This window comes from Inquilinus sp., assembly GCF_057815775.1.
This window is the reverse complement of sequence record NZ_JBYRFX010001063.1, coordinates 1-25,993: the sequence shown is the minus strand read 5'-3', so window position 1 is coordinate 25,993 and position 25,993 is coordinate 1. Positions and strand designations below refer to the sequence as shown.

The following is a 25,993-nucleotide window of genomic DNA, read 5'->3' as shown; positions in this document are numbered from 1 at the left end:
TGGGGCTGGTGAACACGGCGGGGTCGCTGATCCTGACCTACCTGACCTTCGGCCTGCCGCTGTCGATCTGGCTGCTCAAGGGCTTCTACGACAACATCCCGCCGCAGCTGGAGCAGGCGGCGCGGATCGACGGCGCGACGCGGTTCCAGGCCTTCTTCTTCGTGGTCATGCCGCTGTCCTCGCCGGGCATTATCGCCACCGCGATCTATTCCTTCGTCCTGGCGTGGAACGAATACGTCTATGCCCTGACCTTCATCAACGACAAGAGCAAGCTGACCCTGCCGGTCGGGCTGGAGCGGTTCTTCACGGAATACGCGACCAACTGGCCCGGGCTGATGGCGGCGTCGTTCATCATGAGCGTGCCGGTCGTGGTGCTGTTCCTGGTGCTGCAGAAATACTTCGTCCGTGCCCTGACCGAAGGCGCGGTCAAGTCCTGACAAGAAGGGGAGTCGATGGCGCAGGTCATCTTGCGGGACGTGGTCAAGACCTACGGCAATATCTACGCCGTCGACCACGTGTCGCTGACGGTCGAGGACGGTGAGTTCGTGGCCCTGGTCGGCCCGTCCGGTTGCGGCAAGACCACGACGCTGAACCTGGTGGCGGGGCTGATCGAGCTCAGCGACGGCGAGATCCATATCGGCGACCGGCTGGTCAACGATCTCGACCCCAAGGACCGGGACATCGCCATGGTGTTCCAGAACTACGCGCTGTACCCCAACAAGACGATCTTCAAGAACCTGGCCTTCCCGCTGAAGATGCGGAAGCTGCCGGCGGCGGAGATCGAGCAGAAGGTGCTGGCCGCGGCCAGGGTGCTGGATATCGAGCATCTATTGGAGCGGCGGCCGCGCGAGCTGTCCGGCGGCCAGCAGCAGAGGGTGGCGCTGGGCCGGGCGCTGGTGCGCGACCCCCGGGTGTTCCTGATGGACGAGCCGCTGTCGAACCTGGACGCCAAGCTGCGGACCCAGATGCGGTCGGAGCTGAAGCGCTTCCACCAGGATCTGAACGCCACGGTGATCTACGTCACCCACGACCAGATGGAAGCCGTCACCATGGCCGACAAGATGGCGGTGATGAGCGGCGGGTTGCTGCAGCAATACGACACGCCGGAGCGGGTGTTCGAGCACCCGGTCAACACCTTCGTCGCCAGCTTCGTCGGCAGCCCGGCGATGAGCCTGGTGCCGGCCCGGGTGGTGGGCGAGGGGACCGGTGCCAGCCTCGAAGGGCCGGAGGGCTGGCGCGTCGCCCTGTCCGACGCCAACGCCCGCAAGGCGCAAGCTGCGACGGACGGCAGCATCGTGCTCGGCGCCCGGCACAGCACGGTCAAGCTGCACCGCGAGCAGGCACCGGGGGCGGTAGCCGGCCGGATCTATACGGTCGAGCCGACCGGCGACATCACCTACGCCCATGTCCATCTCGGCGCCGCCACCGTGGTGGTCAGCGTCACGCCGGATGTGAAGCTCGGGCTCGACCAGCCGGTCTGGCTCGAATTCGACCAGCAGAAGCTGCATTTGTTCGACGGCAAGACCGGCATGGCCCTCGCCGCCGCCTAGCCACGACTCCTGATCATTCGGCCCGGATCACAGGCCGGCACGCGAAAGGGAAGGACGGATCCTTGAAGATCACCAATGTGCGGACCGCCGTCATCGCGGGGAATTTTCCCTGGGTGCTGGTGAAGGTGGAGACGGATGCCGGCATCACCGGGCTGGGCGAAGCCTATTGGGGCGCCGGCGTCGCCGAGCTGGTGCACAAGGCCAAGCCGGTCATCATCGGCGAGGACCCGGTCAACATCGGCAAGCTGGTCGAGATCATGATCCGCTGCCTGTCGGGCGAGGGGTCGCAGGCCGGCGCCACCGTGACCGCGATCAGCGGCATCGAGATCGCGCTGTGGGACCTGCTGGGCAAGGCGCTGCAGACGCCGATCTCGACCTTCTTCGGCGGCCGGTTCCGCGACAAGATCCGGATCTATGCCGATTGCCATGCCGGCGACACGCCGGAGCCGTCGGATTATGCCGCCAAGGCGCGCGAGGTGGTGGCGGACGGGTTCAGCGCCATCAAGTTCGACCTCGACACCCGCAACCCCTACACCATCGACATCTCCGACGACCCCAATCCACGCCGCCAGTGGTTCGAGCCGTTCAACCGCACCATCGGGTCGCAGGAGATGGCCTGGATGGTCGATGTCGTCCGCGCCGTGCGCCAGGCGGTCGGGCCCGAGATCATGGTGGCGATGGACGCGCATTGGAAATTCGGCGTGAACGACGCGATCAAACTGGCCCAGGCGCTGGAGCCGTTCGACCTGCTGTGGCTGGAGGACCCGGTGCCGCCGGAGAACATCGAGGCGCAGCGCCATGTCACCCATTCCACCCGCACGCCGATCTGCACCGGCGAGAACCTGTACCGCAAGCACGGCTATCGCGAGCTGATCGAGAAGCAGGCGGCGCGGATCATCGCCCCCGACATCCCGAAGATGGGCGGGCTGGCGGAGGCCAAGAAGGTCGCCGACCATGCCGACCTCTATTACATCCCGATTGCGCCACACAACGTCGCCAGCCCGATCGGCACCGTCGCCGGCGCCCATGTCTGCGCCGCGATGAACAACTTCCTGGTGATGGAATTCCACGCCCATGACGTGGCGTGGTGGAGCGACCTGGTCGATGGCGGCCCGCCGATCGTCGACGGCTTCATCCACCTCAACGACCGGCCTGGCCACGGCCTGACCCTGAATGAGGATGTCGCGCGGGCGCATCTGCAGCCCGGCACCAAATATTTCGGCGACGAGCCTTGAGCCCTCTGAACATCGACCCCGGGGATGAATCGAGATGATCGAGACCAGTGACATCAAGCGGCCGCCGGCGGAGTGGTCAGCGGCGCTGCGGGCGGTCGGTGCCGCCACGGCGAGCAGCACCCTGTCCCGCATGGGCGTCCGCAACACGCATATCTGCGGCCCCACCGCCTGGACCAAGGGCAAGGCGATCGCCGGCCCGGCGCTGACGCTGCAGTTCATGCCGAAGCGCGAGGACCTCTATGGCGAGGACGAATATGCCCAGCCGGAGAAGCAGCTGCACCGGCATGTGCTGTACCATGTGCAGGAAGGCGACATCGTGGTCGTCGACGCCCGCGGCGACATGAAGAGCGGCGTGTTCGGCGACATGATGCTGACCTACTTCAAGGGCCGCGGCGGCCTGGGTGTGGTCATCGACGGCTGCATCCGCGATTACCCGAACACCGGCCGGATCGACCTGGGCTTCTGGCTGCGCGGCGTGACGCCGAACTTCCACACCCAGACCGACCTGATGCCGTTCGGCGTCAACATCCCGATCGCCTGCGGCGGCGTGCTGGTAATGCCGGGCGACATCATCGTGGCCGACGATGACGGTGCCGTGGTGGTGCCGGTCGCCCTGGCCACGGCCGTGATCGAGCAGTCGGCCAAGCACCACGAATGGGAGGATTTCTCGCGCGAGCGGCTGTCCGAGGGCGGCGACCTCCGGCGCTACTACCCGCTGTCCGATGCGGCCCGGCCGGAATACGAGGAATGGCTGAAGACGCATCCGCGGGTCCCGCTGGCCTGAGGCGCAGCCGGCCTCAGTCCCGATGTCGGAAGCCGAAAAGGCGGCCGGTCACCCCGGCCGCCTTTCTTTCGTCTCAGGCCGATGCTGCAGAGGCCTTGGCCTCGCGGCGCCGGCGGTGCAGCACCGGCTCGGTGTAGCCATTGGGCTGGTCGACGCCCTGCAGCACCAGGTCCAGCGCCGCCTGGAAGGCAATGCTGCGGTCGAAATCCGGCGCCATCGGCCGGTACAGCGGATCGCCGGCGTTCTGGCCGTCCACCACCGCCGCCATGCGCCGCATCGTCGCCTGCACCTGGTCCAGCGTGCACAGGCCGTGCTTCAGCCAGTTGGCGATGTGCTGGGACGAGATGCGCAGCGTGGCCCGGTCCTCCATCAGCCCGACATCGTTGATATCTGGCACCTTGGAGCAGCCGATCCCCTGGTCGATCCAGCGCACGACATAGCCCAGGATGCCCTGGGCGTTGTTGTCCAGCTCACGCTGCACCGCGTCGGTCGACAGGTTGCGGCCGCCGAGCAGCGGCGGGGTCAGGATCGCATCCAGGCTGGCCACCGGCCGGGCCTTCAGCTCGTCCTGCCGGCTGGCGACGTTCACCGCGTGGTAATGCGTGGCGTGCAGCACCGCGGCAGTGGGCGACGGCACCCAGGCGGTGCTGGCGCCGGCCTTGGGATGGCCGATCTTGGCGACCAGCATCTCGGCCATGGCGTCGGGCTTGGCCCACATGCCCTTGCCGATCTGCGCCTTGCCCTGCAGGCCGGTGCGCAGGCCCTGGTCGACGTTGTTGTCCTCATAGGCCGACAGCCAGGCGGCATCCTTGATCTCGCCCTTCGGCAGCACCGGGCCGGCGACCATGCTGGTGTGGATCTCGTCGCCGGTGCGGTCGAGGAAGCCGGTGTTGATGAACACCAGGCGGTGGCGCACCGCGCGGATGCACTCCTTCAGATTGACCGTCGTCCGCCGTTCCTCGTCCATCACGCCGACCTTCAGCGTGTGGCGCGGCAGGCCCAGCGCATCCTCGACCCGGCCGAACAGCGTGTCGGTCAGCGCCGCCTCGTCCGGCCCGTGCATCTTCGGCTTGACGATGTAGACGCTGCCGGTGCGGCTGTTGCGCAGTCCATCGGTCTTGCGCAAATCGTGCAAGGCGCAAAAGGCGGTCATCAGCGCGTCGAGGAAGCCTTCCGGCACCTCCTGCCCATCCGCATCCAGCACCGCGTCGGTGGTCATGAGGTGGCCGACATTGCGCACCAGCATCAGGCTGCGCCCGGGCAGGGTGAGTGATCCGCCATCGACTGCGGTGTAGGACCGGTCGGCGGCCAGGGTGCGGGTCAGGGTCTTGCCGCCCTTGGCGAAGGTCTCCGCCAGGTCGCCCGTCATCAGGCCGAGCCAGTTGCGGTAGACCGCGACCTTGTCTTCGGCATCCACCGCCGCGACCGAATCCTCGCAATCCTGGATCGTGGTGACCGCCGCTTCCAGCAGCACGTCCTTGACGCCCGACGGGTTGTCGGCGCCGATCGGGTGCGACCGGTCGATCTGCAGCTCGATGTGCAGGCCATTGTTGCGGAACAGCAGGCTGTGCCCGTCCTGACCGTGGCCGACGAACTGCTCCGGCCGGGCGAGGGTGGTGGTCGCGCCACTGTCCAGCGTGATCTCGATCGCGGCCCGGCCGCCGGAGGTCATCAGCCGGTAGCCGGTCACATCGCCATGCGTCCCCAGCATCAGCGGGATCGCCGTGTCGAGGAACTTGGCCGCCCGGGCGATGACCTCGCGGCCGCGCAGCCGGTTGAAGCCGCTCCCGGCGGCGAGGTCGCCGTCCTGCGGGATCGCGTCGGTGCCGTACAGCGCGTCGTACAGGCTGCCCCAGCGGGCGTTGGCGGCGTTGAGGGCGAAGCGTGCATTCATGACCGGCACCACCAGCTGCGGCCCGGCGATGGTGGCGATCTCCGGATCCATATCGGTGGTGTCGATCGAGAAATCCGGTCCCTCCGGCTTGAGATAGCCGATCCCAGTCAGGAAGCTGCGGTATTCGGCCGGATCCAGCGCCTGGCCGCGCCGTTCCTCATGCCACGCATCGATCCGGGCCTGGAGGTGCAGGCGCTCGTCCAGCAGCGCGCGGTTGACCGGGCCGAGGTCCTGCAGCAGGGCCGCGAACTGCACCCAGACGGTGTCCGGGTCGATGCCGGTGCCGGGCGCGATCTCGCGCTCGACCAGATCCGCCAGGGTCGATGCCACCCTGAGGGTGTGCCGTTGGACGTAGGAGGTCATGTTCAGCCGCGTGGTTAAGAGGTTGATGGTCCCGGGCTAGCCCTTCGGTCCCCGGCGGTCCAGGGCGTTGCCGAAAAATCCCACGATGCGGAAACCGGGCCGATGCTAAGAAGGCATTTTACAGCCATCGGCGCGGCTTCGCCCCGTCGAAATGCGGCCTCAGGTCGGATCGGATAGATGAGCGAGAGGCGATCGGTACCGGCCCCCAGGTCCGGCAGCGTGCAGTCGGTGGAGCGGGCCCTGACGCTGCTGGAGGTGCTGGGCGAGGATGAGGAGGGCTATCGCCTGACCGACCTGGCAACCCGCACCGGCCTGTCGCCCTCGACCGTGCATCGCCTGCTGGCAACGCTGGAGACCCGGCGCTTCGTCCAGTTCGACCCGTCGGACGGAATGTGGCACATGGGCCGCCAGGCCTTTGCCGTCGGCTCCGCCTTCGTCCGCCAGCGCAACTTCGTGGCCCCGGCGCTGCCGTTCCTGCGCCGGCTACGGGACCAGACCCGTGAGACCGCCAATCTCGGCGTGGCCGATGACGGTGAGATGGTGTTCCTGACCCAGGTCGAAAGCCGCGAGATCATGCGCGCGATCAGCCGCGTCGGCGGCCGGGCGCCGATGGCGTCCTCCGGCATGGGCAAGGCGATCCTGGCGACCTATTCCGCCGCCGACGTGGCGGCGATCGTCAGCCGGCACGGCCTGAAGCGATTGACGCCGCGGTCACTGACGGAGGCAGCCGACCTCGGCACCGAACTCGATCGTATCCGCCGGCAAGGCTACGCCGTCGATGACGAGGAGTTCGTGACCGGCCTGCGCTGCGTCGCCGCAGTCGTCTACGACGCTCAAGGAGAGGCACTGTGCGCCATCTCGGTGTCGGGCTTGGCGGTCCGCCTGACCACGGAGCGCGTCGCCACGCTGGGCCTCTTGCTGCGGGACACCGCGATCGAGCTTACCCGCACCCTGGGCGGGCGGATGCCCGAGGGTGCGGGCGCCTGATCGGACCTATTTCAGGTTGGACTCGATGGTCTGTGCTTCGGACAGATGCTGCTGCACGATCGGCGCCAGCTCCGCGGCCACGGCCTTGAGGTTGGGGTCGGTGCCGGAGTCACCGTAGTTCTGCTGCAGCTTCAGCGCCTGCTGGTGTCCGTCGACCTGGCCTTCCATGTACAGCCGGTCGAAATCCGAACGCTGGGCCGATTTCAGGGCCGCCAGCTTGTCCTGGTGCTCCGGGTCGAGCGTCTTCGGCAACTGCAGCGACAGGTTGGACGCCATGGCCGCGCTCTTGATCTTGGCGGTCGAGGCGGTGTGGTCATGAACCATCATCCGCGCGAAGCGCCGGACCTCGGTGCTGCGGCTGCGCCGCTCGGCGATCTTGCCGGCCTGGACCTCGAACAGGTCGCTCATGACAGCGGTCTGCACATAATTGGCAGGGTCGATCTGCGGCGCCGGCGCCACCGAGGCGAGCATCTGCGCCGGGGTGCTATCCTTGCTGCAGGCCCCGAGCAGGGCGGAGCCGGCAATCGCGGCAACAGAAACCATAAGGACAATTCTCATCGCAACCTCCCTTGGAATGTTTGAGTTCCCAGGGGTGCAATGGGACGACTGCGCCCGATGTTCCACCGGAACGCTGGTCAGGCCGCTTCCGGGTCCACCTCGCCATTGGCCCGGTGCCGGCCGAGAGCGGCGACGATCAGCCGGTACTTGACCAGGGCATTGGTCATGTCGCGGAAGTAGCTGACCAGATCGCCCCAGGGATCGTTGACCCGGGTCAGGCCGGAGATGAAGGCGACGACGGTGCCGACTTCGGTCCGCCCCTGGATCACGAACCAGCCGCCGACGAACAGCACGCCGATGACGCCGATCTGGTGCAGCAGGTTCATCAGGAAGTTCATGCCGAACTTGCGGCGGAAGATTTCCATGTTCAACCGATAGATGTCGCTGACGCGGCTGCGATAGGTGCCGGCTTCCCGCGGCCCGCTCCGCTCCGCGGCCTCATCGACGATCTCGACGCTCAGGGCGCGCAGCACCTTGATCCGCTCTTCCGTGCGCCGGTTGATCGCCTTCTGCAGGAACGGGATGAACAGGAATTGCGGAAAGAACAGCACCAGGGCGACCAGCGCCATCCAGGGCTGCAGGATCAGCATGTAGCCGAACACCGCGAGCAGAAGCCCGCCATTGAGCACGGCGCTCGAGATGCTGGCGCCGATAAAGCCGCCGACCGCTTCGACCTCCGACACGATGATCGAGATGTCGACGCCTTCCTGATGCGTTTCCGACGCCTCGTCCGTCCCCGCTGATTTGTCGGATGTCGATGGGCTCAGTTGCAGGCGCAGGCGCCGGTTGGCCCGCTCGCTCACCGAAGCGCGATAGAGGTTGAGCAGGTATTTCAGCCCACCCTGGCCCAGCACCGCGCCGACATAGAGCAGGCCGAGGACGATGAGGTCGTACAGTTGATGTTTGGCTAGGGCGCCGTTAACGATCCGCCGTTGCAGTTCCAACGGTGCAAGATCGAGCAGGAACACCCCGACCGCCAAGAGCGACAAAAAGATCTGGTCCCGGCCGCTGACCTGCCAGATGTAGCGGTAGAGGCCATCCGGCATGCCCTGCTTATGCGTGGCCGACGGCGGATTCGCCGCACTGTCATCCATTGCGGCGCCCCGATCCGTTCTCGTGTCTCACGCTGCGAAGAATCACGCCTTGCACCGGGCCCGTGGGCATCCGGTCATTGCATGAGGCCTTCGATCGTCGCCCTGACGCTGGCCTGCTCGATCGGCTTCTGCAGGATGGGGGCCGAGAATGCCTCGGTCTCCGGGTCTTCGAATCCGGTCATGAATGAGAACGGGATGCTGCGGCGCTGCAGGGCCCGGGCGATCGGGAAGACCCGCTGGCCCTGTTCCAGCCGGATGTCGAGGACGGCGGCGTCGAGCGTGTCCGTCTCCGCCAGCTGCAGGCCCTGTTCGAGCGATCCGACCGGGCCCAGCACCTCGAAGCCGAAGGACTGGATGACAGCCTGCAGGTGCAGCGCCAGGAAGCCGTCGTCTTCGACGATCAGGATCCGCTTCAGCGGCTTGATGACGGGCTTGGCCGGCGTGAAGGGCTGCGGCGTCGGCCATTGCGCGAGGGCCGCGAGCCGGGCCGGGTCGAGAATCTCCAGCCGTTCGTTCCGCAGGCGGATCAGGCCGTCACCCTGCAGCTTCATCACCATCCGGTTGGCATGCACCGCCGAGATTCCCAGCGCATCGGCCATGTCGCGCTGGGTCAACGGCAGCCGCAGCTCTGTCTCGCTGCCAAGGCCCCGGGCCATGGCACGATCGCGCAGGTCCAGCAGCAACGCGGCCAACCGTTCGTCGGCGGCGCGGCATCCCAGCGACAGCATGGTGCCGTGGGTCTGCTGCACATCCGCCGCCAGGATGGCGGAGAACTGCCGGATGGTCGGAAGGGAACGGCTGTCGACAAGATCGCCGACCGACACCGCCATCACCTGCGCATCGGTCAGCGCGATGGCCGGGGCGGGCCGCGATGAGGTGAATTGGGCGGCCACCCCGACGAGATCCCCAGGCAGCAGGATGCGAAGCAGGTGCCGGCGGCCATCGGCGAATGTCCGGAACTGGGCCAGCCAGCCCGATTTGAGCACATGCAGGCGGGGACGGCCGCCCTTGGCGCCGTTGCTCCAGTCGATCTTCGCGCCCTTGGCGAGAAGGGTCTGGTCCGCCACGGTGAACCGGGCCCGCACGACCGGGTCCAGCAGGTCGGAATGAGGCATGGCCGGGCCGCGGCCGGAGACAAGCCGGCGGCCATCCGCCGGAGGTGACGACGTCACTCCGCGGAGAAAGGTGTTGGCAGCCGTCCCGAGGTCCATCATAGCCCCTGAATATCTTCGATACCGGCCTTGCGGATCACAACGCATGGCGGTCCCATCTGTTCCGCATCCTACCGGGATTTTTGGCCGGGACGGTTGCGAATAGTGTGTGAGTCTAGAAAAATTCCGATGCCCATAAAATATCAAATGTTAATTTCGGCTGCTTGGCAGTGAAGGCGACTGAATATCTGCCATCCCATGCGAGTATGACTTTGATCTTCGGGCTGCGTTTCGCTTCAATGTTGAGAGATCCCGCACAGTGGGCTAGGTTCGAGATCTCGGCTGGCTGAGCGCAGCAGCCTCTGACTCCCGCGGCTTCGGCGCGGGTGGGCCGGCTTCCAGAGGACTCCTCGATGAACAGCGTTCCTGGTGCGGCAGATCCCGCCGTGCCTTTGCCGAATTTGCAGGCCGCCTCGACGGAAGGCGCGGCCGTCCACCGCCTCGCTGCGATCGTGGAATCCTCGCAGGACGCCATCCTGGCGAAGGATCTCGACGGCATCATTACCAACTGGAACCAGGGGGCGGAGCGGCTGTTCGGCTACACCGCCGAGGAGATGATCGGCAAGCCGGTCCTGTTGCTGATCCCTGAGGAGCGCCAGCATGAGGAGCCGACGATCCTGGCGCGCATCCGCAAGGGCGAGCGGATCGAGCATTACGAGACCATCCGCCGCCGCAAGGACGGCGGCCTGATCGAGATCTCGCTGACCGTCTCGCCGATCAAGGACGGCCAGGGCAACATCATCGGTGCCTCGAAGATCGCCCGCGACATCACCGAGCAGAAGCGGGCGCAGGAGCGCCAGGACCTGCTGCTGCGAGAGATGAGCCACCGGGTCAAGAACCTGTTCGCCCTGGCCGGCGCGGTCATCACCCTGAGCACGCGATCCGCCGGTACGCCGAAAGAGTTGGCGGAGCAGGTGCGCAGCCGGCTCGGGGCGCTGGCCCGGGCCCATGAACTGACCTTGCCGGATCTGAAGCGCGACGCTGCGGCGACCCCGACCACGATCGATGCGCTGATCCGCACCATCATGACGCCCTATGAAGATGCCGGGCAGGCCCGGGTCGCCATCACCGGGCCGGAGGTCGTCATCACCGGCCACGCCGTCACCAGCCTCGCGCTGCTGCTGCACGAACTCGCGACCAATGCGGCAAAGTACGGCGCCCTGTCCGCGCCGGCGGGCAGCATGACGATCGGCTGGACGGCCGAGGGCGGTAGCCTGGTGCTGCGCTGGTCGGAACATGGCGGGCCATCGCCCGAGGACGCCCGCGGTGCCGAAGGCTTCGGCACCTGGCTGGTCGACGGCACGATCAAGGGCCAGCTGCAGGGCCAGATCTCGCGCCAATGGGATGCCGACGGCCTGACCATCGAAATGTCCATCCCCCTGAAGCGCCTGGCCGGGTGAGCGGACATCCCACCGCCGAAGGACCACGGAACGATCCCGGCCGGGATCCATTCCTGTAGCGCCACCCGTCCCGTCGCGGCTCGCTAGAGGATATCGTGCCGACCCACTCGCGCCTGCTTTGGATCCGCATCGGCGTGGCCGGCCTCGCCCCTCTCGCCATCGTCGCCGGCTCAGGGGTCGCCCTGGCGGCAGGCGGTGGTGCGGCTTCCGCATCGACCACGCTGTTCGTCTGCCAGGTGGTCGTGCTGATGCTGGTCGGCCGGCTGGTCGGCGAAGGCATGCAGCGGATCGGCCAGCCGGCGGTGATGGGTGCCATCGTCGGCGGCATCCTGCTCGGCCCCTCCGTCTTCGGCCTGCTCTGGCCCGCGGGGCAGCACGCCTTGTTCCCGCCGGATCCGGCGCAGAAGGCGATGATCAACGGCGTCGCCCAGTTCGGCGTGCTGATGCTGCTGCTGCTCGCCGGCATGGAGACCGATCTCGGCCTGGTGCGGCGGGTGCGCCGCGCCGCCGGCAGCGTATCGCTGACCGGCATCGCCATCCCGTTCGCCTGCGGCTTCCTGCTTGGCTGGTTCCTGCCGGAAGCGCTGCTGCCCGACCCGAAACTACGCCTGATCACCGCCCTGTTCCTCGGCACGGCGCTGTCGATCTCCTCGGTCAAGATCGTCGCCATGGTGGTGCGCGAGATGGGGTTCGTCCGGCGCAATGTGGGGCAGGTCATCCTCGCCTCCGCCGTCATCGACGACACGGTCGGCTGGATCGTGATCGCCATCACCTTCGGGCTGGCCAGCAGCGGCGGGTTGGAGATCGTCGCGGTCATCAGGACCGTGGCGCTGACGCTGTTGTTCATCGGGGGCAGCCTGGTGTTCGGCCGGCGGCTGGTGTTCTGGATCATCCGCTGGGTCAATGACCGTTTCCGCAGCGAGTTGCCGGTCATCACCGCCGTGCTGGTCATCATGGGCGGCATGGCGCTGATCACCGACGCGATCGGCGTGCATGACGTGCTGGGCGCCTTCATGGCCGGCATCCTGGTGGGCGAATCGCCGATCCTGACGAAGCAGATCGACCAGCAGATCCGCGGCCTGACCACGGCGCTGTTCATGCCGGTCTTCTTCGGCCTGTCCGGGCTGGAGGCCGACTTGTCGATCTTCGGCGATCCACGGCTGCTGGCGATCGGCCTGGCCATCGTCGCCATCGCCAGCATCGGCAAGTTCGGCGGCGCGCTGCTGGGCGGCTGGATGGGCGGCATGTTGGGGCGCGAGGCGCTGGCGCTGGGCTTCGGCATGAATGCCCGCGGGTCGACCGAGGTGATCGTGGCCTCGATCGGCCTGTCGATCGGCGCGCTGAGCCAGGACCTGTTCAGCATGATCGTGGCCATGGCCGTGATCACGACATTGATCATGCCGCCGACCCTGCGCTGGGCGCTGCGGCGCCTGCCGCTGGACGAGGCGGAGAAGCAGCGCCTGGACCGCGAGGCGTTCGAGGCGCAGGCCTTCGTGCCGAATCTGGAGCGGTTGCTGCTGGTCGCCGATGATGGGCCGAAAGGCCGCTTCGCCGCCCGGCTGTCGGGCCTGCTGGCCGGTGTCCACCGCATCGCCGTGACCACCCTGGTGCAGCGCCCGGATTCGGAAAAGGAGAGGCCGGAGGACGAGCAGCCACGGGCGATCGTCGCGGCCCAGGCCGAAGCTGCAGCCGCCCAGGCGGCGGAGGATGATGCTGGCAGCGGCGGCGTGGTCGATGTGGTCTCGATCGAGGCCCAGGCGCTGACCGGTGAGGCCGTGGTGGCGGAGGCTAAGAAGGGTTACGACCTGCTGATGGTCGGCGTCGAACCGACCGGGGCCCGCGGCGGCGGCTTCGCACCGCAGGTCGGTGAGTTGGTCGCCGGCTTCTCCGGCTGGGTCGCCATCGCGGCCGCGCGCGGCGTGCACCAGGCGGACCCGATGGGCGGCGCCCTCGACATCCTGGTTCCGGTCAACGGCACCGCAGCGTCGCGTCGGGCGGCGGAGGTGGCCTTCGCCCTGGCCCGGGCCGGCAACGGGTCGCTGCGGGCCCTTTATGTCGCGGCCGAAAGCGATACCGGGCCGCGCCGCCTGTTCGAGCCGGCGCCGGAGGAGGCGGGGCTGAAGGAGCTGGCGCCGATCGCCGAACACTACGGCGTCGAGATGAAGACCTCGATCCAGGTCGATGTGGCGCCAGCCGACGCGATCCTGCGGCAGGCCCGGCTCGGCCGGCACACCCTGATCGTGATGGGCGTGCGACGCCGGGCCGGGGAGGCGCTGTCCTTCGGCGAAGTCGCTGATTTCGTGCTCGAAAGCGCCGACCGCTCGATCCTGTTCGTGTCCGATGAGCAATCGGGGTCGCCGCCGGAACGGCCGGAACCCTGACCGCCGGCCTCCCGTTCCCTTCAGGAGAGGCAACAACGGAGGCGGACATGACGACGCACGGCAAACCCATCGAGCCCAAGCCGGCCGAACCGGCGCCGGCCAAGGATGCGGCCAAGGACAGCCGCAAGGTCGATCGGGACTCCGCCGACAGCATGGATGCCAGTGACCCGCCGTCCTTCAACCCGGGCACGTCGGGTGCCGGGGAAGATCGCCGCTCGGCCAAGCCGAAAGTCGCTGACAAGCGCTGAGTCCGGACCTTCGCCAATCACGGGAGATATTGACCATGGACGATTTGGACCAGCGCATCCGTGCGCACGCCCATCGGATCTGGATCGAGCAAGGCCGGCCGGATGGGCGATCGGAAGACCATTGGGACATGGCGCGCGAATTGGTCGCGATCGAGGATCACCAGCTTGATGCGACCCGGCCGAACCCGGTGGCGACCGAGGGAGACGTGGCCCTCCACTCCGAGCCGGTTGAACCGCTGGAAGCGGTGGAATCCCTGGGCGACCTGCCCGGGCGCACCGACCAGGCCGAGCGTCCGGCCTACCCCAAGCGCAGGGCCAAGTCATCGGCCTGAGCGAATTCTTTCAAGAACACAGGGCGTATTTCATGACGCAGACCAAATCCTTTCCGGTCTTCGATATCGACGATCGCAAATGGCTCCTTGCCGCCCATGATCCCGCTATAACTGTCTATGTCACGGCCGACCCGGCGTCTTCGGCGGCGGGCCGGTTCAGAGCCAAAATCCGGAGTGCGATGAAGTCGCTGGAACAGCGGCTGCAGAGCTGCGATCTGGAACCGGATCGCCGCACCGCGTTGCTGACATCCGGCGAGGCCGCTTTGGCCGGCATCGACCCAGCCGCGAGCGACCCCGGCTTCGTCCTGTTCCTGGCGGAAGACCGGACCCTGGTTCGTCCCGTGGCGCAGATGGTGCAGGATGAGATCGCCGTCGGGCACCGCTTCCTGCTGCGCCCGATCCTGGGTCTCTTCGGACCGGAGGAGCGCTTCCACATCCTGGCGATGAGTGCCGGCAGCACACGGCTGATCGACGCCACGCGGGATGCCTGGCGGGATGCGACGCCGCCCGGCGTGCCGCGGTCGATCGACGAGGTGGCGGCGCTGACCGACCCCCAGAGCACACGGCAGGCCAGCCCATCCGGTCGCGGTGGGAATGGCGGGGCCGCTTCGTCGGCACCGCACAGCTACGAGAGCCCGGAGGAACTGCATAAGGTCCAGCTGCTGGAGCATGTCCGCCGGGTCGGCAAGGCCGTGCAGCACCATCTCGCGGGCGACACGGCGCCGGTCGTGCTGGTCGCGGAGTCGGAGGTGGCCGGCCATCTCCGCAAGTTCAACCATTGGGCCGAGCTGCTGCCCGACTTCGTCGGCCGCAACCCGGCGGGAATGAGCGGGCGTAGCCTGCATGAGGCCGCGGTCGCCCTGCTGCCGTCGGAAGATGCCGAGGCGGAGCCTGTGCTCGACCGCATCCGCGCACGGCTCGGCACGGCGGAGTCGAATGTCGCGATCAAGCTCGAGGAAATCCTGGCGGCAGCCCGCGACGGCCGTATCGACTCCCTGGTGTTCGCCGCCGACCAGACGATCTGGGGCCATTTCGATGAGCGCAAAGGCACGGTCGTCGCCAGCGGTACCGATAGCGGGTCGGAGGAAGACCTGCTCAATCTGGCAGCCGTCATGACCATGGAAAGCGGTGGCCGCGCCTTCGGACTGCCACGCGACAAGCTGCCCCGCCAGGTCCCGGCCGCAGCGATGCTGCGGTACTAGAGGCTATTCCGTTCGCTTTGGCTCACTGCACAGCCTCTAGTCGTTTGATCTGGTGAGCATCTTTATCCGATCGACCAGAGCGGGTCGATCGGGTGATGCTCTCTAAGTCAGCGCGTAGATCAGCAGGAGTGCGACCAGGATCAGCAGGACGATCAGGATCACCAGCGTCCAGCTGCGGCCGCCCTCCTGCTCCGGTCCGCGCGACAGGCTGACATCCAGCGCGCGTTCGATTTCCTGCCGTCCTTCGAGGTTTTCGTCCGGCGGCAGGTCCGGCGCCGTGACCGGGGCGTCGGGGGCAACCCGGGTTGGCATTTCGCGGTCCGAAGCCATGGCTCGCCTCCAATGAAGGGTGTGCTTCAGAAGGCAATGGCCGCCGCTGCGGTTCGGTTCCCGCGGGTAGGGCAGGTTGGGGTCAGGAGCCGAAGACGACCCCGAGTTCCTCGACCGCCTCGCGCGTTAGCGGCCGGGTCCGGTGGCCGTGCAGCAGCAGGTGCAGCTTGGCCGTCTCCTCCAGCTCCTCCAGCGCATAGAGCGCGTCGTCCAGCCCGGCGCCGGCGATGACCGGGCCGTGATTGGCCAGCAGCACGGCCGCGTGGCGGATGGCGGCTTCGCGCACCGCATCCGCCAGCCTGGTGTCGCCCGGCCGGTAATAAGGGATCAGTTCGAGGTCGCCGATCCGCATCACGTAGTAGGCGGTCAGCGGCTGGATCACCGGCTTGCCCGCCGGCCGGTCCAGGCAGGACACGGCCACCGAATGGGTCGAGTGGGTGTGGATGATCGCCGCAGCGCCCGGCCGCACGCCATAGACGGAGGTGTGCAGGAACGCCTCCTTCGACGGCTTGTCCCCCGAGACATGGCATCCCTCGGCATCCAGCTTCGAAATCCGCAAGGGGTCGAGCAGGCCGAGGCAGGTGTTCGTCGGTGTAATCAGCCAACCATCGTCCAGGCGCAGGCTGAGGTTGCCGGAGGTGCCGTGGACGAGATGGCGGTCGTACAGCCTCTGCCCCATCCGGCACAGGGCGTCGCGGGCAGCGGTGTCGGACATGGCGGGCTATCCGATCTTGACGCCGTTGGCCTTGGCCACGTGGTCGGCCAGCATCGGCACATAGTCCTCCGGGCTGCCGGTGGCATGGGCGGTCGAGAAGTGGTTCTTCGCCGCGTTGCCCATCGGGTTGGCGATGCCGGCGTCATCGGCCATCGCCTCGAGATATTTCAGATCCTTCAGGGCATTGGAGATGGAGAATTTGTGGGCATCGCGGTCGCCCTCCAGCGTCCAGCGCATGAAGGTCTGGTAGAAGCCGCAATCCATGCGCCCACCGCGGATGACGCCGTCGAACCGTTCCGGCGAAATGCCGACCTTGCGCGACAAGGCCAGGGCTTCGCTGTACAGCGCTGCATAGCCGAGCGACAGGAAGTTGTTCAGCAGCTTCATGCGGTGGCCGTCACCGGTGGCGCCGATATGAACGACACGGCCGGCCCAGGTCTCCAGCACCGGCTTTATCCTGGCGAAGACGGCATCGCTGGCGCCGACCATGGTGTCCAGCGCGCCCTCCCATGCCTCCTTCGGCGTCCGGCCCAGCGGCGCATCGACAAAATCGACACCGATTTCGGCCAGCATTGCCGCCAGCGCGACGGTGGAGACCGGGTCGGCGGTGGAGCAGTCCACCACCACCGACCCCGGCACCAGCCCGTCCTTCAGCCCGTCCGGTCCGCGCACGATCTCCTCGATCTCCTTCGATCCGGTGACGCAGAGGAAGACGATGCTGGACCGCGCTGCGACCTCGGCCGGCGTGGCGGCCTCGTCCGCGCCGCGCGATTTCAGATCCTCGACGACATCGCGCTTGCGGCGGGCCAGCACCGTCAGGGGATAGCCCTTCTCGACGATGTTCTTGGCCATGCCATGGCCCATATTGCCCAGGCCGATGAAGCCGATGCGCTCGCGCTGCGGGGATGTCTCGGTCATGCGGATTGCCTTCTGTTCCTGATGCTGGTTGCGGCCGGGGTGCTACGCGAGCACGCGCCAGGCCTTGAGGAAGAAATCGGGGGTGCCGAAATTGCCGGATTTGAGGGCGAGGGCCAGGTCGGGTGACCCGATGGACCGGGTCCAGGGCACACCGGGATCGATCTCCGGCCCGATCTCCAGCGCCTGGACGCCCAGCGCCGCGACCACGGCGCCGGAAGTCTCGCCCCCCGCCACAAGGAACCGGGAGAATCCGCGCGACGCCAGGCGCCGGGCGACGTCCGCCAGCAGATCCTCGACCAGCGCGCCCGAGCGTTCGACGCCAAGCTTGTCCTGCACTGCGCGGACGATGTCCGGGTCGGCGCTGGAATAGACCAGGGGCGCACGATCGGCCGCTTGGCCTTCGACCCAGTCCGCCACCTGCTGCGCCGTGATGCGGGTCTCGGCGATGGCGAGCGCATCCAGCTGGAAGGCGGGGGTGCCCTGGTCGATAGCGGCTTTTACTTGGCCACGCGTGGCAGTGGAGCACGAGCCGGCCAGGATCACCGCGCGTCCCGGCGGCGCCCGCATCGTGTCCGCCGGCGGCTGCAACTGCAGGTGGCCGGCGGCGGCGAAGTTCTCCGGCAGGCCCATGGCTAGCCCCGATCCGCCGGTCAGCAGCGCCATGTCGGCCGCGGCGGCGCCGATGCTGCGCAGATGCACGTCGCGCACGGCATCGACCACGACGAAGCGGGTGCCGTCGCGTCGCGCCCGGTCGAAAGCGTCTCGGATGGCGTCGACGCCGGTCTCCACCACCTCAAGTGGGATCAGGCCGACCGGCAGCCGGGTCTGCCGCTGCAGCACCCGCACCAGATTTGCGTCCCGCATCGGCGTCAACGGGTGGTCCTTCATCGAGCTGTCGGACAGCAGCAGATCGCCGACGAACAGATGACCGCGATAGATCGTGCGGCCGGTCGCCGGGAAGGCCGGGCAGACCACTGATAGCTCCGATCCGGTGAAGCCAAGCAGCGCCTCCGCCACCGGCCCGATATTGCCCTGGTCGATGGAATCGAAGGTCGAGCAGTATTTGAAGAACAGCTGCTTGGCCCCGGCGGCCTTCAGCCGTTCGGCCGAACGCAGCGACATCTCGACCGCCTCGGCCGCGGGAATGGTGCGCGATTTCAGCGCCACCACCACGGCCTGGGCGTCACCGAAATCGGCATCGGCCGTCGGCACGCCGATCACCTGGACCGTCTTCATGCCCTGGCGCGCGATCATCAGCGCAAGATCGGTGGCCCCGGTCAGGTCGTCGGCGACGGCACCTAACAGCATCTCAGCAATTCTCCTGTCGGATCGGACCGATCGGATCCCGATCGGTCGGGTAGGGGCGGGTCATGCGGTGCCGCCGACCACGATCTCGAAGCCGACATCGACGATGCGGGGCTGGTCGCCGCGCTCCCTGGGATCGAGGATGTGCTCCACCGCCAGTCGGCCGATGCGATAGCGGTCGGACCGGATGGTCGACAGCGGCACCGGTAGGGCCTGGCCGATTTCCAGCCCATTGAAGCCGAACAGGCCGAGATCGGTCTTCGGCACGATGCCGGCGCCCATGCAATGGAAGACGCCGCCCACCGCCATGTCGTCGTTCGAGAACACGGCAACGTCGACCTCGGGGGATTGCTGCAGCAGCCGGCCCAGCCCGTCGCGGCCGGCGAACACCGAGCTCTTGTCATCGCCGACGCTCTCGCCCGCCAGGGACAGGCCGGCCTCGGCCAGCGCCTGGCACAGCCCGTCATAGCGCAGCCGGGCGCGCCGGTCGGCATGCCAGTCATGGCCGACATAGCCGAACCGGCGATAGCCGCGCTCGATCAGATGGCGCCCGGTGGCATGGCCAGCCTGGGCGTGCGACAGGCCGACGGCGATATCGATCGGCGCCGCATCGATATCCATCAGCTCGGCGACCCGGATTCCGCTGTTCTCCAGCATGCGGCGCGTCGCATCGGTGTGGTCGAAGCCGGCGATGATCATCGCCGCCGGCTTCCAGGCGAGAAGGGAGCGCAGCAGCACCTCTTCCCGGTCCATGTCGTAGTCGGTGACGGCGACGACGGGCTGGAAGCCCGACTCGTCCAGCGCTTCATGGATGCCGCGCAGCACCTCCGGGAAGACGATGTTGGACAGCGACGGGATGACCACGCCCATCAGGTTCGACCCGGCCGAGGCGAGGCTGCCGGCCACCCGGTTGGGGACATAGCCGATCGCCTGGACGGCCGACATCACACGGGCCCGCGTGTCCGGGGCGATCGGCCCCTTGTTGCGAAGGATGCGCGACACCGTGATCTGGCTGACGCCGGCGAGTTGGGCCACGTTGGCCAGCGTCGGCGCCGCCTTCCGGTCCCGTCCACGATCCGCTCCCCCCATGGCTGTGCCTCGCCCTTGTCCGTTCGCCCACCGCGGCCGATCATCGGTTGCGGTGACAGTCGTCGCCGGATGATCTCCAAAACGTCTGCGGCACGATATTGACAGGCCGAGTCAATGTCTCGATTGTTCGACTATGACAGCGCTAACATCGGCCGGCAAGAGCCGGTTCGAGGGGAAGGGGTCCAGCACGATGGGCACGGAGACCAGCCTGAGGATCGGCATTGTCGGCCTCGGATCGATGGGACTGGGCATGGCCCGGTCGATGGTGGCCGCGGGGCTGGATGTCTGCGGCTTCGACACCAACCGCGCGGCGGTCGAGGCGCTGGGCGCCGCCGGCGGCCGGATGGCTACGAGCGCGCGGCAGACGGGAGACGCGGCCGACATTGTCGTCGTGGTCGTGGTCAACGCCGCCCAGTCCGAAGCGGTGCTGTTTGGCGATGGCGGCGCGACCGGGGCAATGCGGCCGGGTGGCACCATCCTGTGTAGCGCCACGATGGCGCCGGAGGCGGCGCGGCGCCTGGCCGAACGGGCCCGGGTGCTCGGCCTGCATTACCTCGACGCGCCGGTCAGCGGCGGCACTGCCAAGGCGGCGACGGGCGAGCTGACCTTCATGGCGTCGGGGACGGCAGAGGCCTTCGCCGGCGCCCGCCCGGCGCTCGACGCCATGGCCTCGACCGTCTACGAGCTCGGGGCCGAGGCCGGCATCGGCGCCTCGTTCAAGATGGTGAACCAACTCCTGGCCGGCGTGCACATCGCCGCCGCCTGCGAGGCGATGACCTTTGCCGCCCGCCTCGGCCTCGACCTGCGCAAGGTCTATGAGGTGATCACCGCCGCCGCCGGCAATTCCTGGATGTTCGAGAATCGGGTGCCGCACATCCTCGATGCCGACTACACCCCGCGCAGCGCCATCGACATCTTCACAAAGGATCTCGGCATCGTCGTCGACATGGGGCGCAGCGAGAAGTTCCCGACCCAGCTGGCGGCGACCGCGCTGCAGATGTATTTGATGACCGCCGCCGCCGGCATGGGCCAGGACGACGATTCCTCGGTGGCGCGGATGATCGCCGGCATCACCGGCGTGGAGTTGCCGAAACCGGCCGGCCCCAACACTGCAGGAACGGAGCGCTGACATGCCGCGTTTTGCCGCCAATCTCAGCATGATGTTCACCGAACATCCGTTCCTCGACCGCTTCGCCGCGGCCGCCGATGCCGGCTTCACCGCGGTCGAATACCTCTTTCCCTACGAACATGCGCCGCAGGCTTTGGCCGAACGGTTGAACCGGCATGGGCTGGCCCAGGCGCTGTTCAACCTGCCGCCGGGCGACTGGGCCGGGGGCGATCGCGGCACCGCTTCGTTGCCGGAGCGGGCGGCCGAATTCCGCGCCTCGCTGGAAACCGCGCGGCCCTTCATCGAGGCGACGGGCGTGCCCCGGGTGCACATGATGGCGGGTATGGCCTCACGCACGGATGCACGGGCGGTCGCGGCCTATGAGACGGCGCTGGCCCAGGCGGCCGACTTCGCCGCGGGCCTGGGCATCGGCATCGTGATCGAGCCGATCAACGGCCGCGACATGCCCGGCTATTTCCTGAACGATTTCGACTGGGCGGCAGGGGTGATCGGCCGGCTGGACCGCCCCAATCTGCGGCTGCAATTCGACATCTACCACCGCCAGATCCTGCATGGCGACGTGACCAAGGCACTGGAAGCGCTGATGCCGATCACCGCCCATGTCCAGATCGCCTCGGTGCCGCTGCGCCACGAGCCGGGGACGGGGGAGCTGAACGATGCGCGCCTGTTCGCATTGCTCGACAGCCTGGGCTACGAGGGCTTCGTCGGCTGCGAATACCGACCGGCCGGCGACACGGTCGCCGGTCTCGGCTGGTTCAAGGCAGCCACCGGGTCGTAAAAAGGGGATGTCGCTGGACCTTTCCGTGCTCTCAAGGACGGCCGCCGAGCCGATGACCGGTGCAGCCGTCCCGCCGCTCCGCTTCTTCGTGCTCGGTGCCACGGGGCGCACGGGTCTGCCCTTCCTGGCGCAGGCCCTCGCGCGCGGCCATCGCGTGACCATCCTGGTTCGCAATCCATCGAAGCTGCCCGCCGCTTTGGCGTCGCACCCGAATCTTCGCGCCGTTGCCGGCGAGCTGGGTGACACCGACAAGATGGCGGACGCGATCGGAGAAGCGAAGCCGGACGTCGTGTACGTCATGCTGGCATCGGAAAGGGCGCCGTACACGGCCGTTTCCACAGGCACGCACAGCGCGCTGCTGGCGCTGAGAGCCATCGGACCTAGGGCCATGCCGCTCATCAGCATCGCCGGCTGGGGCCTCGGCCCGACCGGCATCCACATCACCGGCTTCGCGCGCCTCGTTGTCCAGGCGGCAAAGACGCTGTTCTGGTCAAAGCCCTATGCTGATTTCATCAAGCAGCTGGCTGAGATCGAGGACGCGAAAGCCGAAGGCCTCATCCGGCCAACGCTGGTGCTGCCGCCGATCCTCAACAATGGCGAGAGGACAAACACTTACCTCTCGGGCGAGGCCAGCACGATGAAGGATGTCATGGCCGTGACGGGCTCGGTGAGCCGGGCGTCGATGGCCGATCTCTGCCTGAAACTGGGAGAGCGGGTCGCGGCGAGGGAAGCGGTGCCGCAATGGGTCGCCATCACGAACCCTTAGTGTCGAGGCCGCGGCCCCCGAGGGAGCCGCGGCGTCGGGTTATTTGGACACGTATTTCCGCCAGGAATGGGCCTGGCGGAAGCCGAGCACGTCCCGCGTCTTCTTGTTCGAGAGCAGCGTCTCGAATTCGCCCAGCTCGCCCTTGACCGGCACCTCGGGATAGAAGCGCTGCAGCAGCTCCTTCGTCGGCAGATCCGACGAGGTCTCGTCGTTCACCGCGTTGAACACCTGGTAGCCGAGCCCGTCGGTCTTGACCGCGAGATCGGTGATCTGGCCGAGGTCGCGGGCGTCGATGTAGCTCCAGGCGATGCGCTTGCGGAAGCCGGGGTCGGCGAACCATTTCGGGAACAGCGCGTATTCATGCGGCTCGATCACGTTGCCGATGCGCAGCGCGTAGATGTCGGTACCGTTGCGCTGGGCGAAGGCCTTCGCCGTCTGCTCGTTGCAGATCTTCGACAGGGCGTAGCTGTCCATCGGGCCGACCGGGTAGTCCTCGTCGAGCGGAAAATATTCCGGCGCGCGAGGCTCGTTGGCGAAGACCAAGCCGTAGGTGGTCTCGCTGGAGGCGACGACGATCTTGGGAATGCCCAGCTTCACCGCCGCTTCGATGACGTTGTAGGTGCCCATGGTGTTGATGCGGAACACCTCGTTGTCGGGCACGATCATGATCCGCGGGATCGCCGCGAAATGCACCACGGCGTCGACCGGCTGCGCCCGCAGCGACGGGTCGAATTCGTGCAGGCCCATATAGCTCGACAGGGCGTTGAACACCTGCCCGCTGTCGGTGATGTCGGTGATCAGCGTCCGGACCTGTGGGTTGTCCAGCGGCTTGGTGTCGAGGTTCAGGACCTGGTGGCCCTGGTCGACCAGGTATTTCACCACGTGACGGCCGGCCTTGCCGCTGCCGCCGGTGAACATGATCCGCTTGCTCATAAGGGTCTCTCGCTCCGTTTCGATGGGTTGGAAGGGAAGGGGGCTATCCCGTGGCCAGATTCATGACGGCTTCGCGCGTGGCGTCCCGGCGCGGCAACTCCCCGCTGATGCGCCCCTCGCGGACGACGATGACCCGGTCGCTGATCGCCAGGATCTCGGCCATGTCGGACGACACCGCGATGACCCCGAGGCCTTGCGCCGCGAGGCCCTGCAGCTGGCGGTGCACTTCCGATTTCGCGGCGATGTCGATGCCGCGGGTCGGCTCGTCGACGATCAGGATCCGCGGCCGCCGTGCGACCCATTTCGCGATCACCACCTTCTGCTGGTTGCCGCCGCTGAGATGGACGATCTTCTGCTCGATCGACGGGGTTTTTACGCCAAAGGTGCGGACCGAATCCGAACAGGCCGCCGCCTCGCGCCGCCGGTTGACGAAGTCGAGGCTGCAGTAATCGGCCAGGTGGGTCAGGCTGAAATTCTCGCGGACGGTCATGTCCAGCACCAGGCCCTGGCCCTTGCGGTCCTCGGTGACGAAGCCGATGCCGGCGGCGATGGCGTCGCTCGGGCCGCGGATCGTCACCGGCTTGCCGTCGACCCGGATGCTGCCGTGATGGCCGCGCTCGCCGAAGATCATCTCCATGATCTCGGTCCGGCCGGCGCCGATCAGGCCGAAGAACCCCAGCACCTCGCCCTTGTGCAGGTCGAAGCTGATGTCGGCGACCCTGGCCGCATGCGGGCTCGGCCGCTTCAGCCCCAGGCCCGACACCGACAGGATGACCTCCTTGCCCGCATGCGACACGTGCTCGCCATAGAGCTCGCTCAGCTCGCGGTCGACCATCGTCTTGACCAGGAATTCCCGCGTCACCTCGCCGATCGGCCGGGTGGCGATCGACCGGCCGTCGCGCAGCACCGTGACGCGGTCGGCGATCTCGAAGATCTCCTCCAGCCGGTGCGAGATGTAGACGATTCCCATGTCCTCGGCGCGCAGCTGCTTGATCACGGCAATCAAGGTCTCGGCCTCGCGATGGCTCAGCGACGCCGTCGGCTCGTCCATCACCAGGATCTTGGAATTGTATGAGATTGCCTTGGCGATCTCGATCATCTGCTTCTGGCCGATGCTGAGCTTGCCGACGATCACCCTTGGGTCGATGTCCAGTTGGAGTCGGGCCAGCACCTGCCGCGACTCCTCGACCATCCGGCGCATGTCGATCAGGCCGAGGCGGGTGCGCGGTTCGCGGGCAAGGAAGATGTTCTCGGCAACCGTCAGGTTCTCCACCATGGACAGTTCCTGGTAGATGATGCTGACGCCCAGCGCCCGGGCATGCTCCGGGTCACGGATGGCGACGGGCGTGCCCTCGATCGCGATCGTGCCGGCATTGGCCCGGTAGGCGCCGGTCATGATCTTCATCAGCGTCGACTTGCCGGCCCCGTTCTCACCCGCCACGGCATGAACCTCGCCCCGCGACAGTGCGAGGTCGACGCCATCCAGCGCTTTCACGCCGGGAAAGGATTTAGTGATCCCCTGCATCTCGAGGAATGGCGGCATGGGCCCCTCGGCCGTGTCGGATGAAACGGCAGGCGACGGAGCGTCCGCCGCCTGCACGGTGCCGGATTACTTGGTGTAGCTGCCGAGATTCGAGGCATCGACGACGGTGACGCCGGTGTCGATGTCGGCCGGCGCCGCCCCGGTGCCCTTGATCTGGGCGACCAGGTTCTCGACCGCCAGCTTGCCCATGGTCACCGGCCGCTGCACCATGATGCCCTGGATCAAGCCGTCCTTCACGCCCTTGAGGGTATCCGGCAGGTCGTCGAAAGCGAAGACCTTCACCACGCCCTTGCGGTCGGCGAATTCACGGCTTTCCAGCACCTTGGCGACGGCCGGTCCGCCGACCTGGCTGACCCCGAGGATGCCCTTCAGCTCGGGATGGCCGCGGAACAGCGCCTCGGTGACCGAGACCGCCCGCGCCAGGTCGTCATCGGTGCCTTCCTTGGCGACGACCTTGATGTCGGGGTGGGCGGCCAGCGCCCGCTCGACCCCGGCGATGCGTTCGTTGAGGTTCGAGGCGCCGAGCTGGCCGGTGACGATGGCGACCTCCCCCTTGCCGTCCAGCGCCTTGGCCAGCGATTGGCCCATGGTGAAGCCGGCCGCCTCGTTGACCGTGCCGATATACATGCTGCGGCCGCTCTTGGCGCTGTCGCTGTCGAAGGTCAGCACCTTGATGCCGGCGGCCGTGGCTTCCTTGATGACGCCTTCGACCGATTTCGGCTCGTTGACCGAAATCGCGATGCCGTCGACGTGCTTGGCGATCAGGTCTTCCATGATGCGGACCTGGGTCGACCCCTGGGTGTTCTGCGGCACCACCCACTGGTAGTCCACGCCCAGCGCCTTGGCGGCTTCGGCCGCGCCGGTGTTGCAGTCGTCGAAGAACGGCACCGCGACCTTTGGAATGACCGCGATGGTGAGCTTGTGGTCCTGGGCGGACCCGCTGCCGGCATAAAGCAGAGGGGCGGCGAGCAGTGCCGCGGTGAGCATGCGGATGATGGGTTTCATGGATATCCTCCCGTGGGTGAATGGGTGACGGAGCGTTCCGCTCTTCTTGTTGGCCTCAGCCGCGCTTGCCGCGGGCGCGAAGCACATCGATGCTGACGGCGATCAGGATCACCGCGCCGGTGATCGCCTGCTGGGCGTAGGTGTCGATGTTCATCAGCACGACGCCGTTGGCGATGAAGCCGGTCAGCGCGGCGCCGATCACGGCGCCCAGCACGCTGCCGATGCCGCCCGACAGCGACGCGC

25 protein-coding genes and 1 pseudogene are annotated in these 25,993 nt (G+C 67.3%); 13 read left to right on the top strand and 13 right to left on the bottom strand.

The genetic code is table 11. The features are described 5' to 3' along the window. From AC3XYG_RS38105 to AC3XYG_RS38090, 4 genes are all read left to right on the top strand, one after another. A partial coding sequence (locus tag AC3XYG_RS38105; RefSeq protein ID WP_489145112.1) for a carbohydrate ABC transporter permease occupies nucleotides 1-437 on the top strand: 437 nt, incomplete at its 5' end. A 15-nt stretch (nucleotides 438-452) separates the two neighbouring features. Next, complete coding sequence (locus AC3XYG_RS38100; protein WP_489145111.1) at nucleotides 453-1,550, top strand: ABC transporter ATP-binding protein; 1,098 nt, start codon at nucleotides 453-455, stop codon at nucleotides 1,548-1,550. Nucleotides 1,551-1,612: 62 nt separating this feature from the next. Further along, nucleotides 1,613-2,785 carry a mandelate racemase/muconate lactonizing enzyme family protein gene (locus AC3XYG_RS38095; RefSeq protein WP_489145110.1) on the top strand — a complete coding sequence of 391 codons (1,173 nt, stop codon included), beginning with the start codon at nucleotides 1,613-1,615 and terminating at the stop codon, nucleotides 2,783-2,785. Nucleotides 2,786-2,819: 34 nt separating this feature from the next. Beyond that, complete coding sequence (locus AC3XYG_RS38090; RefSeq protein ID WP_489145109.1) at nucleotides 2,820-3,569, top strand: ribonuclease activity regulator RraA; 750 nt, start codon at nucleotides 2,820-2,822, stop codon at nucleotides 3,567-3,569. Between the two features lie 73 nt (nucleotides 3,570-3,642). Here the strand turns inward: AC3XYG_RS38090 and AC3XYG_RS38085 are convergent, their stop codons facing one another. After that, entirely contained in the window at nucleotides 3,643-5,826 is a 2,184-nt protein-coding gene (locus tag AC3XYG_RS38085; RefSeq protein WP_489145108.1) for a malate synthase G, read from the bottom strand. Between the two features lie 177 nt (nucleotides 5,827-6,003). Between AC3XYG_RS38085 and AC3XYG_RS38080 the strand changes: the two genes are divergently transcribed. Continuing rightward, nucleotides 6,004-6,813, top strand: coding sequence for an IclR family transcriptional regulator (locus tag AC3XYG_RS38080; RefSeq protein ID WP_489145107.1), 810 nt, complete (start codon nucleotides 6,004-6,006; stop codon nucleotides 6,811-6,813). 6 nt (nucleotides 6,814-6,819) lie between these two features. On the opposite strand, the gene AC3XYG_RS38075 is transcribed toward AC3XYG_RS38080, so the two are convergent. From AC3XYG_RS38075 to AC3XYG_RS38065, 3 genes are all read right to left on the bottom strand, one after another. Continuing rightward, entirely contained in the window at nucleotides 6,820-7,356 is a 537-nt protein-coding gene (locus AC3XYG_RS38075; RefSeq protein WP_489145106.1) for a DUF4142 domain-containing protein, read from the bottom strand. Nucleotides 7,357-7,448: 92 nt separating this feature from the next. Then, on the bottom strand, nucleotides 7,449-8,417 hold the full coding sequence (locus tag AC3XYG_RS38070) for an ABC transporter transmembrane domain-containing protein (protein ID WP_489145105.1): 969 nt from the start codon (nucleotides 8,415-8,417) through the stop codon (nucleotides 7,449-7,451). A gap of 122 nt (nucleotides 8,418-8,539) precedes the next feature. Further along, on the bottom strand, nucleotides 8,540-9,580 hold the full coding sequence (locus AC3XYG_RS38065) for a helix-turn-helix domain-containing protein (protein ID WP_489145104.1): 1,041 nt from the start codon (nucleotides 9,578-9,580) through the stop codon (nucleotides 8,540-8,542). A 449-nt stretch (nucleotides 9,581-10,029) separates the two neighbouring features. Between AC3XYG_RS38065 and AC3XYG_RS38060 the strand changes: the two genes are divergently transcribed. The 5 genes from AC3XYG_RS38060 to AC3XYG_RS38040 all read left to right on the top strand — a co-directional run bounded on the left by AC3XYG_RS38060 (nucleotide 10,030) and on the right by AC3XYG_RS38040 (nucleotide 15,239). Next, entirely contained in the window at nucleotides 10,030-11,076 is a 1,047-nt protein-coding gene (locus AC3XYG_RS38060; protein WP_489145103.1) for a PAS domain S-box protein, read from the top strand. 95 nt (nucleotides 11,077-11,171) lie between these two features. Further along, entirely contained in the window at nucleotides 11,172-13,457 is a 2,286-nt protein-coding gene (locus AC3XYG_RS38055) for a cation:proton antiporter domain-containing protein (protein WP_489145102.1), read from the top strand. Nucleotides 13,458-13,504: 47 nt separating this feature from the next. Beyond that, nucleotides 13,505-13,705 (top strand): hypothetical protein, encoded by a 201-nt coding sequence (locus AC3XYG_RS38050; protein WP_489145101.1) that lies wholly within the window; start codon nucleotides 13,505-13,507, stop codon nucleotides 13,703-13,705. Nucleotides 13,706-13,740: 35 nt separating this feature from the next. Beyond that, nucleotides 13,741-14,037, top strand: a complete 297-nt coding sequence (locus AC3XYG_RS38045; RefSeq protein ID WP_489145114.1) for a DUF2934 domain-containing protein — start codon at nucleotides 13,741-13,743, stop codon at nucleotides 14,035-14,037. Nucleotides 14,038-14,216: 179 nt separating this feature from the next. Then, nucleotides 14,217-15,239, top strand: a complete 1,023-nt coding sequence (locus AC3XYG_RS38040; RefSeq protein ID WP_489145100.1) for a baeRF3 domain-containing protein — start codon at nucleotides 14,217-14,219, stop codon at nucleotides 15,237-15,239. Between the two features lie 102 nt (nucleotides 15,240-15,341). Here the strand turns inward: AC3XYG_RS38040 and AC3XYG_RS38035 are convergent, their stop codons facing one another. From AC3XYG_RS38035 to AC3XYG_RS38015, 5 genes are all read right to left on the bottom strand, one after another. Then, a complete protein-coding gene (locus tag AC3XYG_RS38035) occupies nucleotides 15,342-15,569 on the bottom strand; it encodes a hypothetical protein (protein ID WP_489145099.1) in 228 nt (75 codons plus the stop codon). A gap of 82 nt (nucleotides 15,570-15,651) precedes the next feature. Next, complete coding sequence (gene otnC, locus AC3XYG_RS38030; protein WP_489145098.1) at nucleotides 15,652-16,284, bottom strand: 3-oxo-tetronate 4-phosphate decarboxylase; 633 nt, start codon at nucleotides 16,282-16,284, stop codon at nucleotides 15,652-15,654. 6 nt (nucleotides 16,285-16,290) lie between these two features. Then, a complete protein-coding gene (locus AC3XYG_RS38025; RefSeq protein ID WP_489145113.1) occupies nucleotides 16,291-17,208 on the bottom strand; it encodes an NAD(P)-dependent oxidoreductase in 918 nt (305 codons plus the stop codon). 36 nt (nucleotides 17,209-17,244) lie between these two features. Next, nucleotides 17,245-18,510 carry a 3-oxo-tetronate kinase gene (otnK, locus tag AC3XYG_RS38020; RefSeq protein WP_489145097.1) on the bottom strand — a complete coding sequence of 422 codons (1,266 nt, stop codon included), beginning with the start codon at nucleotides 18,508-18,510 and terminating at the stop codon, nucleotides 17,245-17,247. A 60-nt stretch (nucleotides 18,511-18,570) separates the two neighbouring features. Beyond that, nucleotides 18,571-19,596 (bottom strand): LacI family DNA-binding transcriptional regulator, encoded by a 1,026-nt coding sequence (locus tag AC3XYG_RS38015; protein WP_489145096.1) that lies wholly within the window; start codon nucleotides 19,594-19,596, stop codon nucleotides 18,571-18,573. A 190-nt stretch (nucleotides 19,597-19,786) separates the two neighbouring features. On the opposite strand from AC3XYG_RS38015, the gene ltnD reads away from it, so the two are divergent. From ltnD to AC3XYG_RS38000, 3 genes are read left to right on the top strand one after another with little or no spacing between them, the layout of a single operon-like run. After that, nucleotides 19,787-20,725, top strand: coding sequence for an L-threonate dehydrogenase (gene ltnD / locus AC3XYG_RS38010; RefSeq protein ID WP_489145095.1), 939 nt, complete (start codon nucleotides 19,787-19,789; stop codon nucleotides 20,723-20,725). 1 nt (nucleotide 20,726) lies between these two features. Beyond that, the gene (gene otnI, locus AC3XYG_RS38005; protein ID WP_489145094.1) at nucleotides 20,727-21,503 is read left to right on the top strand and encodes a 2-oxo-tetronate isomerase; all 777 of its coding nucleotides are present in this window, start codon (nucleotides 20,727-20,729) and stop codon (nucleotides 21,501-21,503) included. Between the two features lie 7 nt (nucleotides 21,504-21,510). Further along, complete coding sequence (locus AC3XYG_RS38000; RefSeq protein WP_489145093.1) at nucleotides 21,511-22,269, top strand: NAD(P)-dependent oxidoreductase; 759 nt, start codon at nucleotides 21,511-21,513, stop codon at nucleotides 22,267-22,269. Between the two features lie 39 nt (nucleotides 22,270-22,308). Here AC3XYG_RS38000 and AC3XYG_RS37995 read toward each other — a convergent pair whose 3' ends face one another. The 4 genes and pseudogenes from AC3XYG_RS37995 to AC3XYG_RS37980 form a co-directional block, all read right to left on the bottom strand. After that, on the bottom strand, nucleotides 22,309-23,202 hold the full coding sequence (locus AC3XYG_RS37995; protein ID WP_489145092.1) for an NAD-dependent epimerase/dehydratase family protein: 894 nt from the start codon (nucleotides 23,200-23,202) through the stop codon (nucleotides 22,309-22,311). A gap of 43 nt (nucleotides 23,203-23,245) precedes the next feature. Continuing rightward, a complete protein-coding gene (locus tag AC3XYG_RS37990) occupies nucleotides 23,246-24,745 on the bottom strand; it encodes a sugar ABC transporter ATP-binding protein (protein ID WP_489145091.1) in 1,500 nt (499 codons plus the stop codon). A 66-nt stretch (nucleotides 24,746-24,811) separates the two neighbouring features. After that, the gene (locus tag AC3XYG_RS37985; protein ID WP_489145090.1) at nucleotides 24,812-25,750 is read right to left on the bottom strand and encodes a sugar-binding protein; all 939 of its coding nucleotides are present in this window, start codon (nucleotides 25,748-25,750) and stop codon (nucleotides 24,812-24,814) included. A gap of 55 nt (nucleotides 25,751-25,805) precedes the next feature. Next, nucleotides 25,806-25,993, bottom strand: a pseudogene (locus AC3XYG_RS37980) (ABC transporter permease); the annotation flags it as partial.

Bases quoted from the DNA above. Each gene is read 5' to 3' on its own strand.
- AC3XYG_RS37995 (WP_489145092.1), bottom strand. From the start codon at position 23,202: ATGAGCAAGCGGATCATGTTCACCGGCGGCAGCGGCAAGGCCGGCCGT.
- AC3XYG_RS38100 (WP_489145111.1), top strand. From the start codon at position 453: ATGGCGCAGGTCATCTTGCGGGACGTGGTCAAGACCTACGGCAATATC.
- AC3XYG_RS38090 (WP_489145109.1), top strand. From the start codon at position 2,820: ATGATCGAGACCAGTGACATCAAGCGGCCGCCGGCGGAGTGGTCAGCG.
- AC3XYG_RS38060 (WP_489145103.1), top strand. From the start codon at position 10,030: ATGAACAGCGTTCCTGGTGCGGCAGATCCCGCCGTGCCTTTGCCGAAT.
- AC3XYG_RS38085 (WP_489145108.1), bottom strand. From the start codon at position 5,826: ATGACCTCCTACGTCCAACGGCACACCCTCAGGGTGGCATCGACCCTG.
- AC3XYG_RS38035 (WP_489145099.1), bottom strand. From the start codon at position 15,569: ATGGCTTCGGACCGCGAAATGCCAACCCGGGTTGCCCCCGACGCCCCG.
- AC3XYG_RS38015 (WP_489145096.1), bottom strand. From the start codon at position 19,596: ATGGGGGGAGCGGATCGTGGACGGGACCGGAAGGCGGCGCCGACGCTG.
- AC3XYG_RS38040 (WP_489145100.1), top strand. From the start codon at position 14,217: ATGAAGTCGCTGGAACAGCGGCTGCAGAGCTGCGATCTGGAACCGGAT.
- ltnD (WP_489145095.1), top strand. From the start codon at position 19,787: ATGGGCACGGAGACCAGCCTGAGGATCGGCATTGTCGGCCTCGGATCG.
- AC3XYG_RS38075 (WP_489145106.1), bottom strand. From the start codon at position 7,356: ATGGTTTCTGTTGCCGCGATTGCCGGCTCCGCCCTGCTCGGGGCCTGC.
- otnC (WP_489145098.1), bottom strand. From the start codon at position 16,284: ATGTCCGACACCGCTGCCCGCGACGCCCTGTGCCGGATGGGGCAGAGG.
- AC3XYG_RS38080 (WP_489145107.1), top strand. From the start codon at position 6,004: ATGAGCGAGAGGCGATCGGTACCGGCCCCCAGGTCCGGCAGCGTGCAG.
- otnK (WP_489145097.1), bottom strand. From the start codon at position 18,510: ATGCTGTTAGGTGCCGTCGCCGACGACCTGACCGGGGCCACCGATCTT.
- AC3XYG_RS37985 (WP_489145090.1), bottom strand. From the start codon at position 25,750: ATGAAACCCATCATCCGCATGCTCACCGCGGCACTGCTCGCCGCCCCT.
- AC3XYG_RS38045 (WP_489145114.1), top strand. From the start codon at position 13,741: ATGGACGATTTGGACCAGCGCATCCGTGCGCACGCCCATCGGATCTGG.
- AC3XYG_RS38070 (WP_489145105.1), bottom strand. From the start codon at position 8,417: ATGCCGGATGGCCTCTACCGCTACATCTGGCAGGTCAGCGGCCGGGAC.
- AC3XYG_RS38000 (WP_489145093.1), top strand. From the start codon at position 21,511: ATGTCGCTGGACCTTTCCGTGCTCTCAAGGACGGCCGCCGAGCCGATG.
- AC3XYG_RS37990 (WP_489145091.1), bottom strand. From the start codon at position 24,745: ATGCCGCCATTCCTCGAGATGCAGGGGATCACTAAATCCTTTCCCGGC.
- AC3XYG_RS38065 (WP_489145104.1), bottom strand. From the start codon at position 9,580: ATGCCTCATTCCGACCTGCTGGACCCGGTCGTGCGGGCCCGGTTCACC.
- otnI (WP_489145094.1), top strand. From the start codon at position 20,727: ATGCCGCGTTTTGCCGCCAATCTCAGCATGATGTTCACCGAACATCCG.
- AC3XYG_RS38050 (WP_489145101.1), top strand. From the start codon at position 13,505: ATGACGACGCACGGCAAACCCATCGAGCCCAAGCCGGCCGAACCGGCG.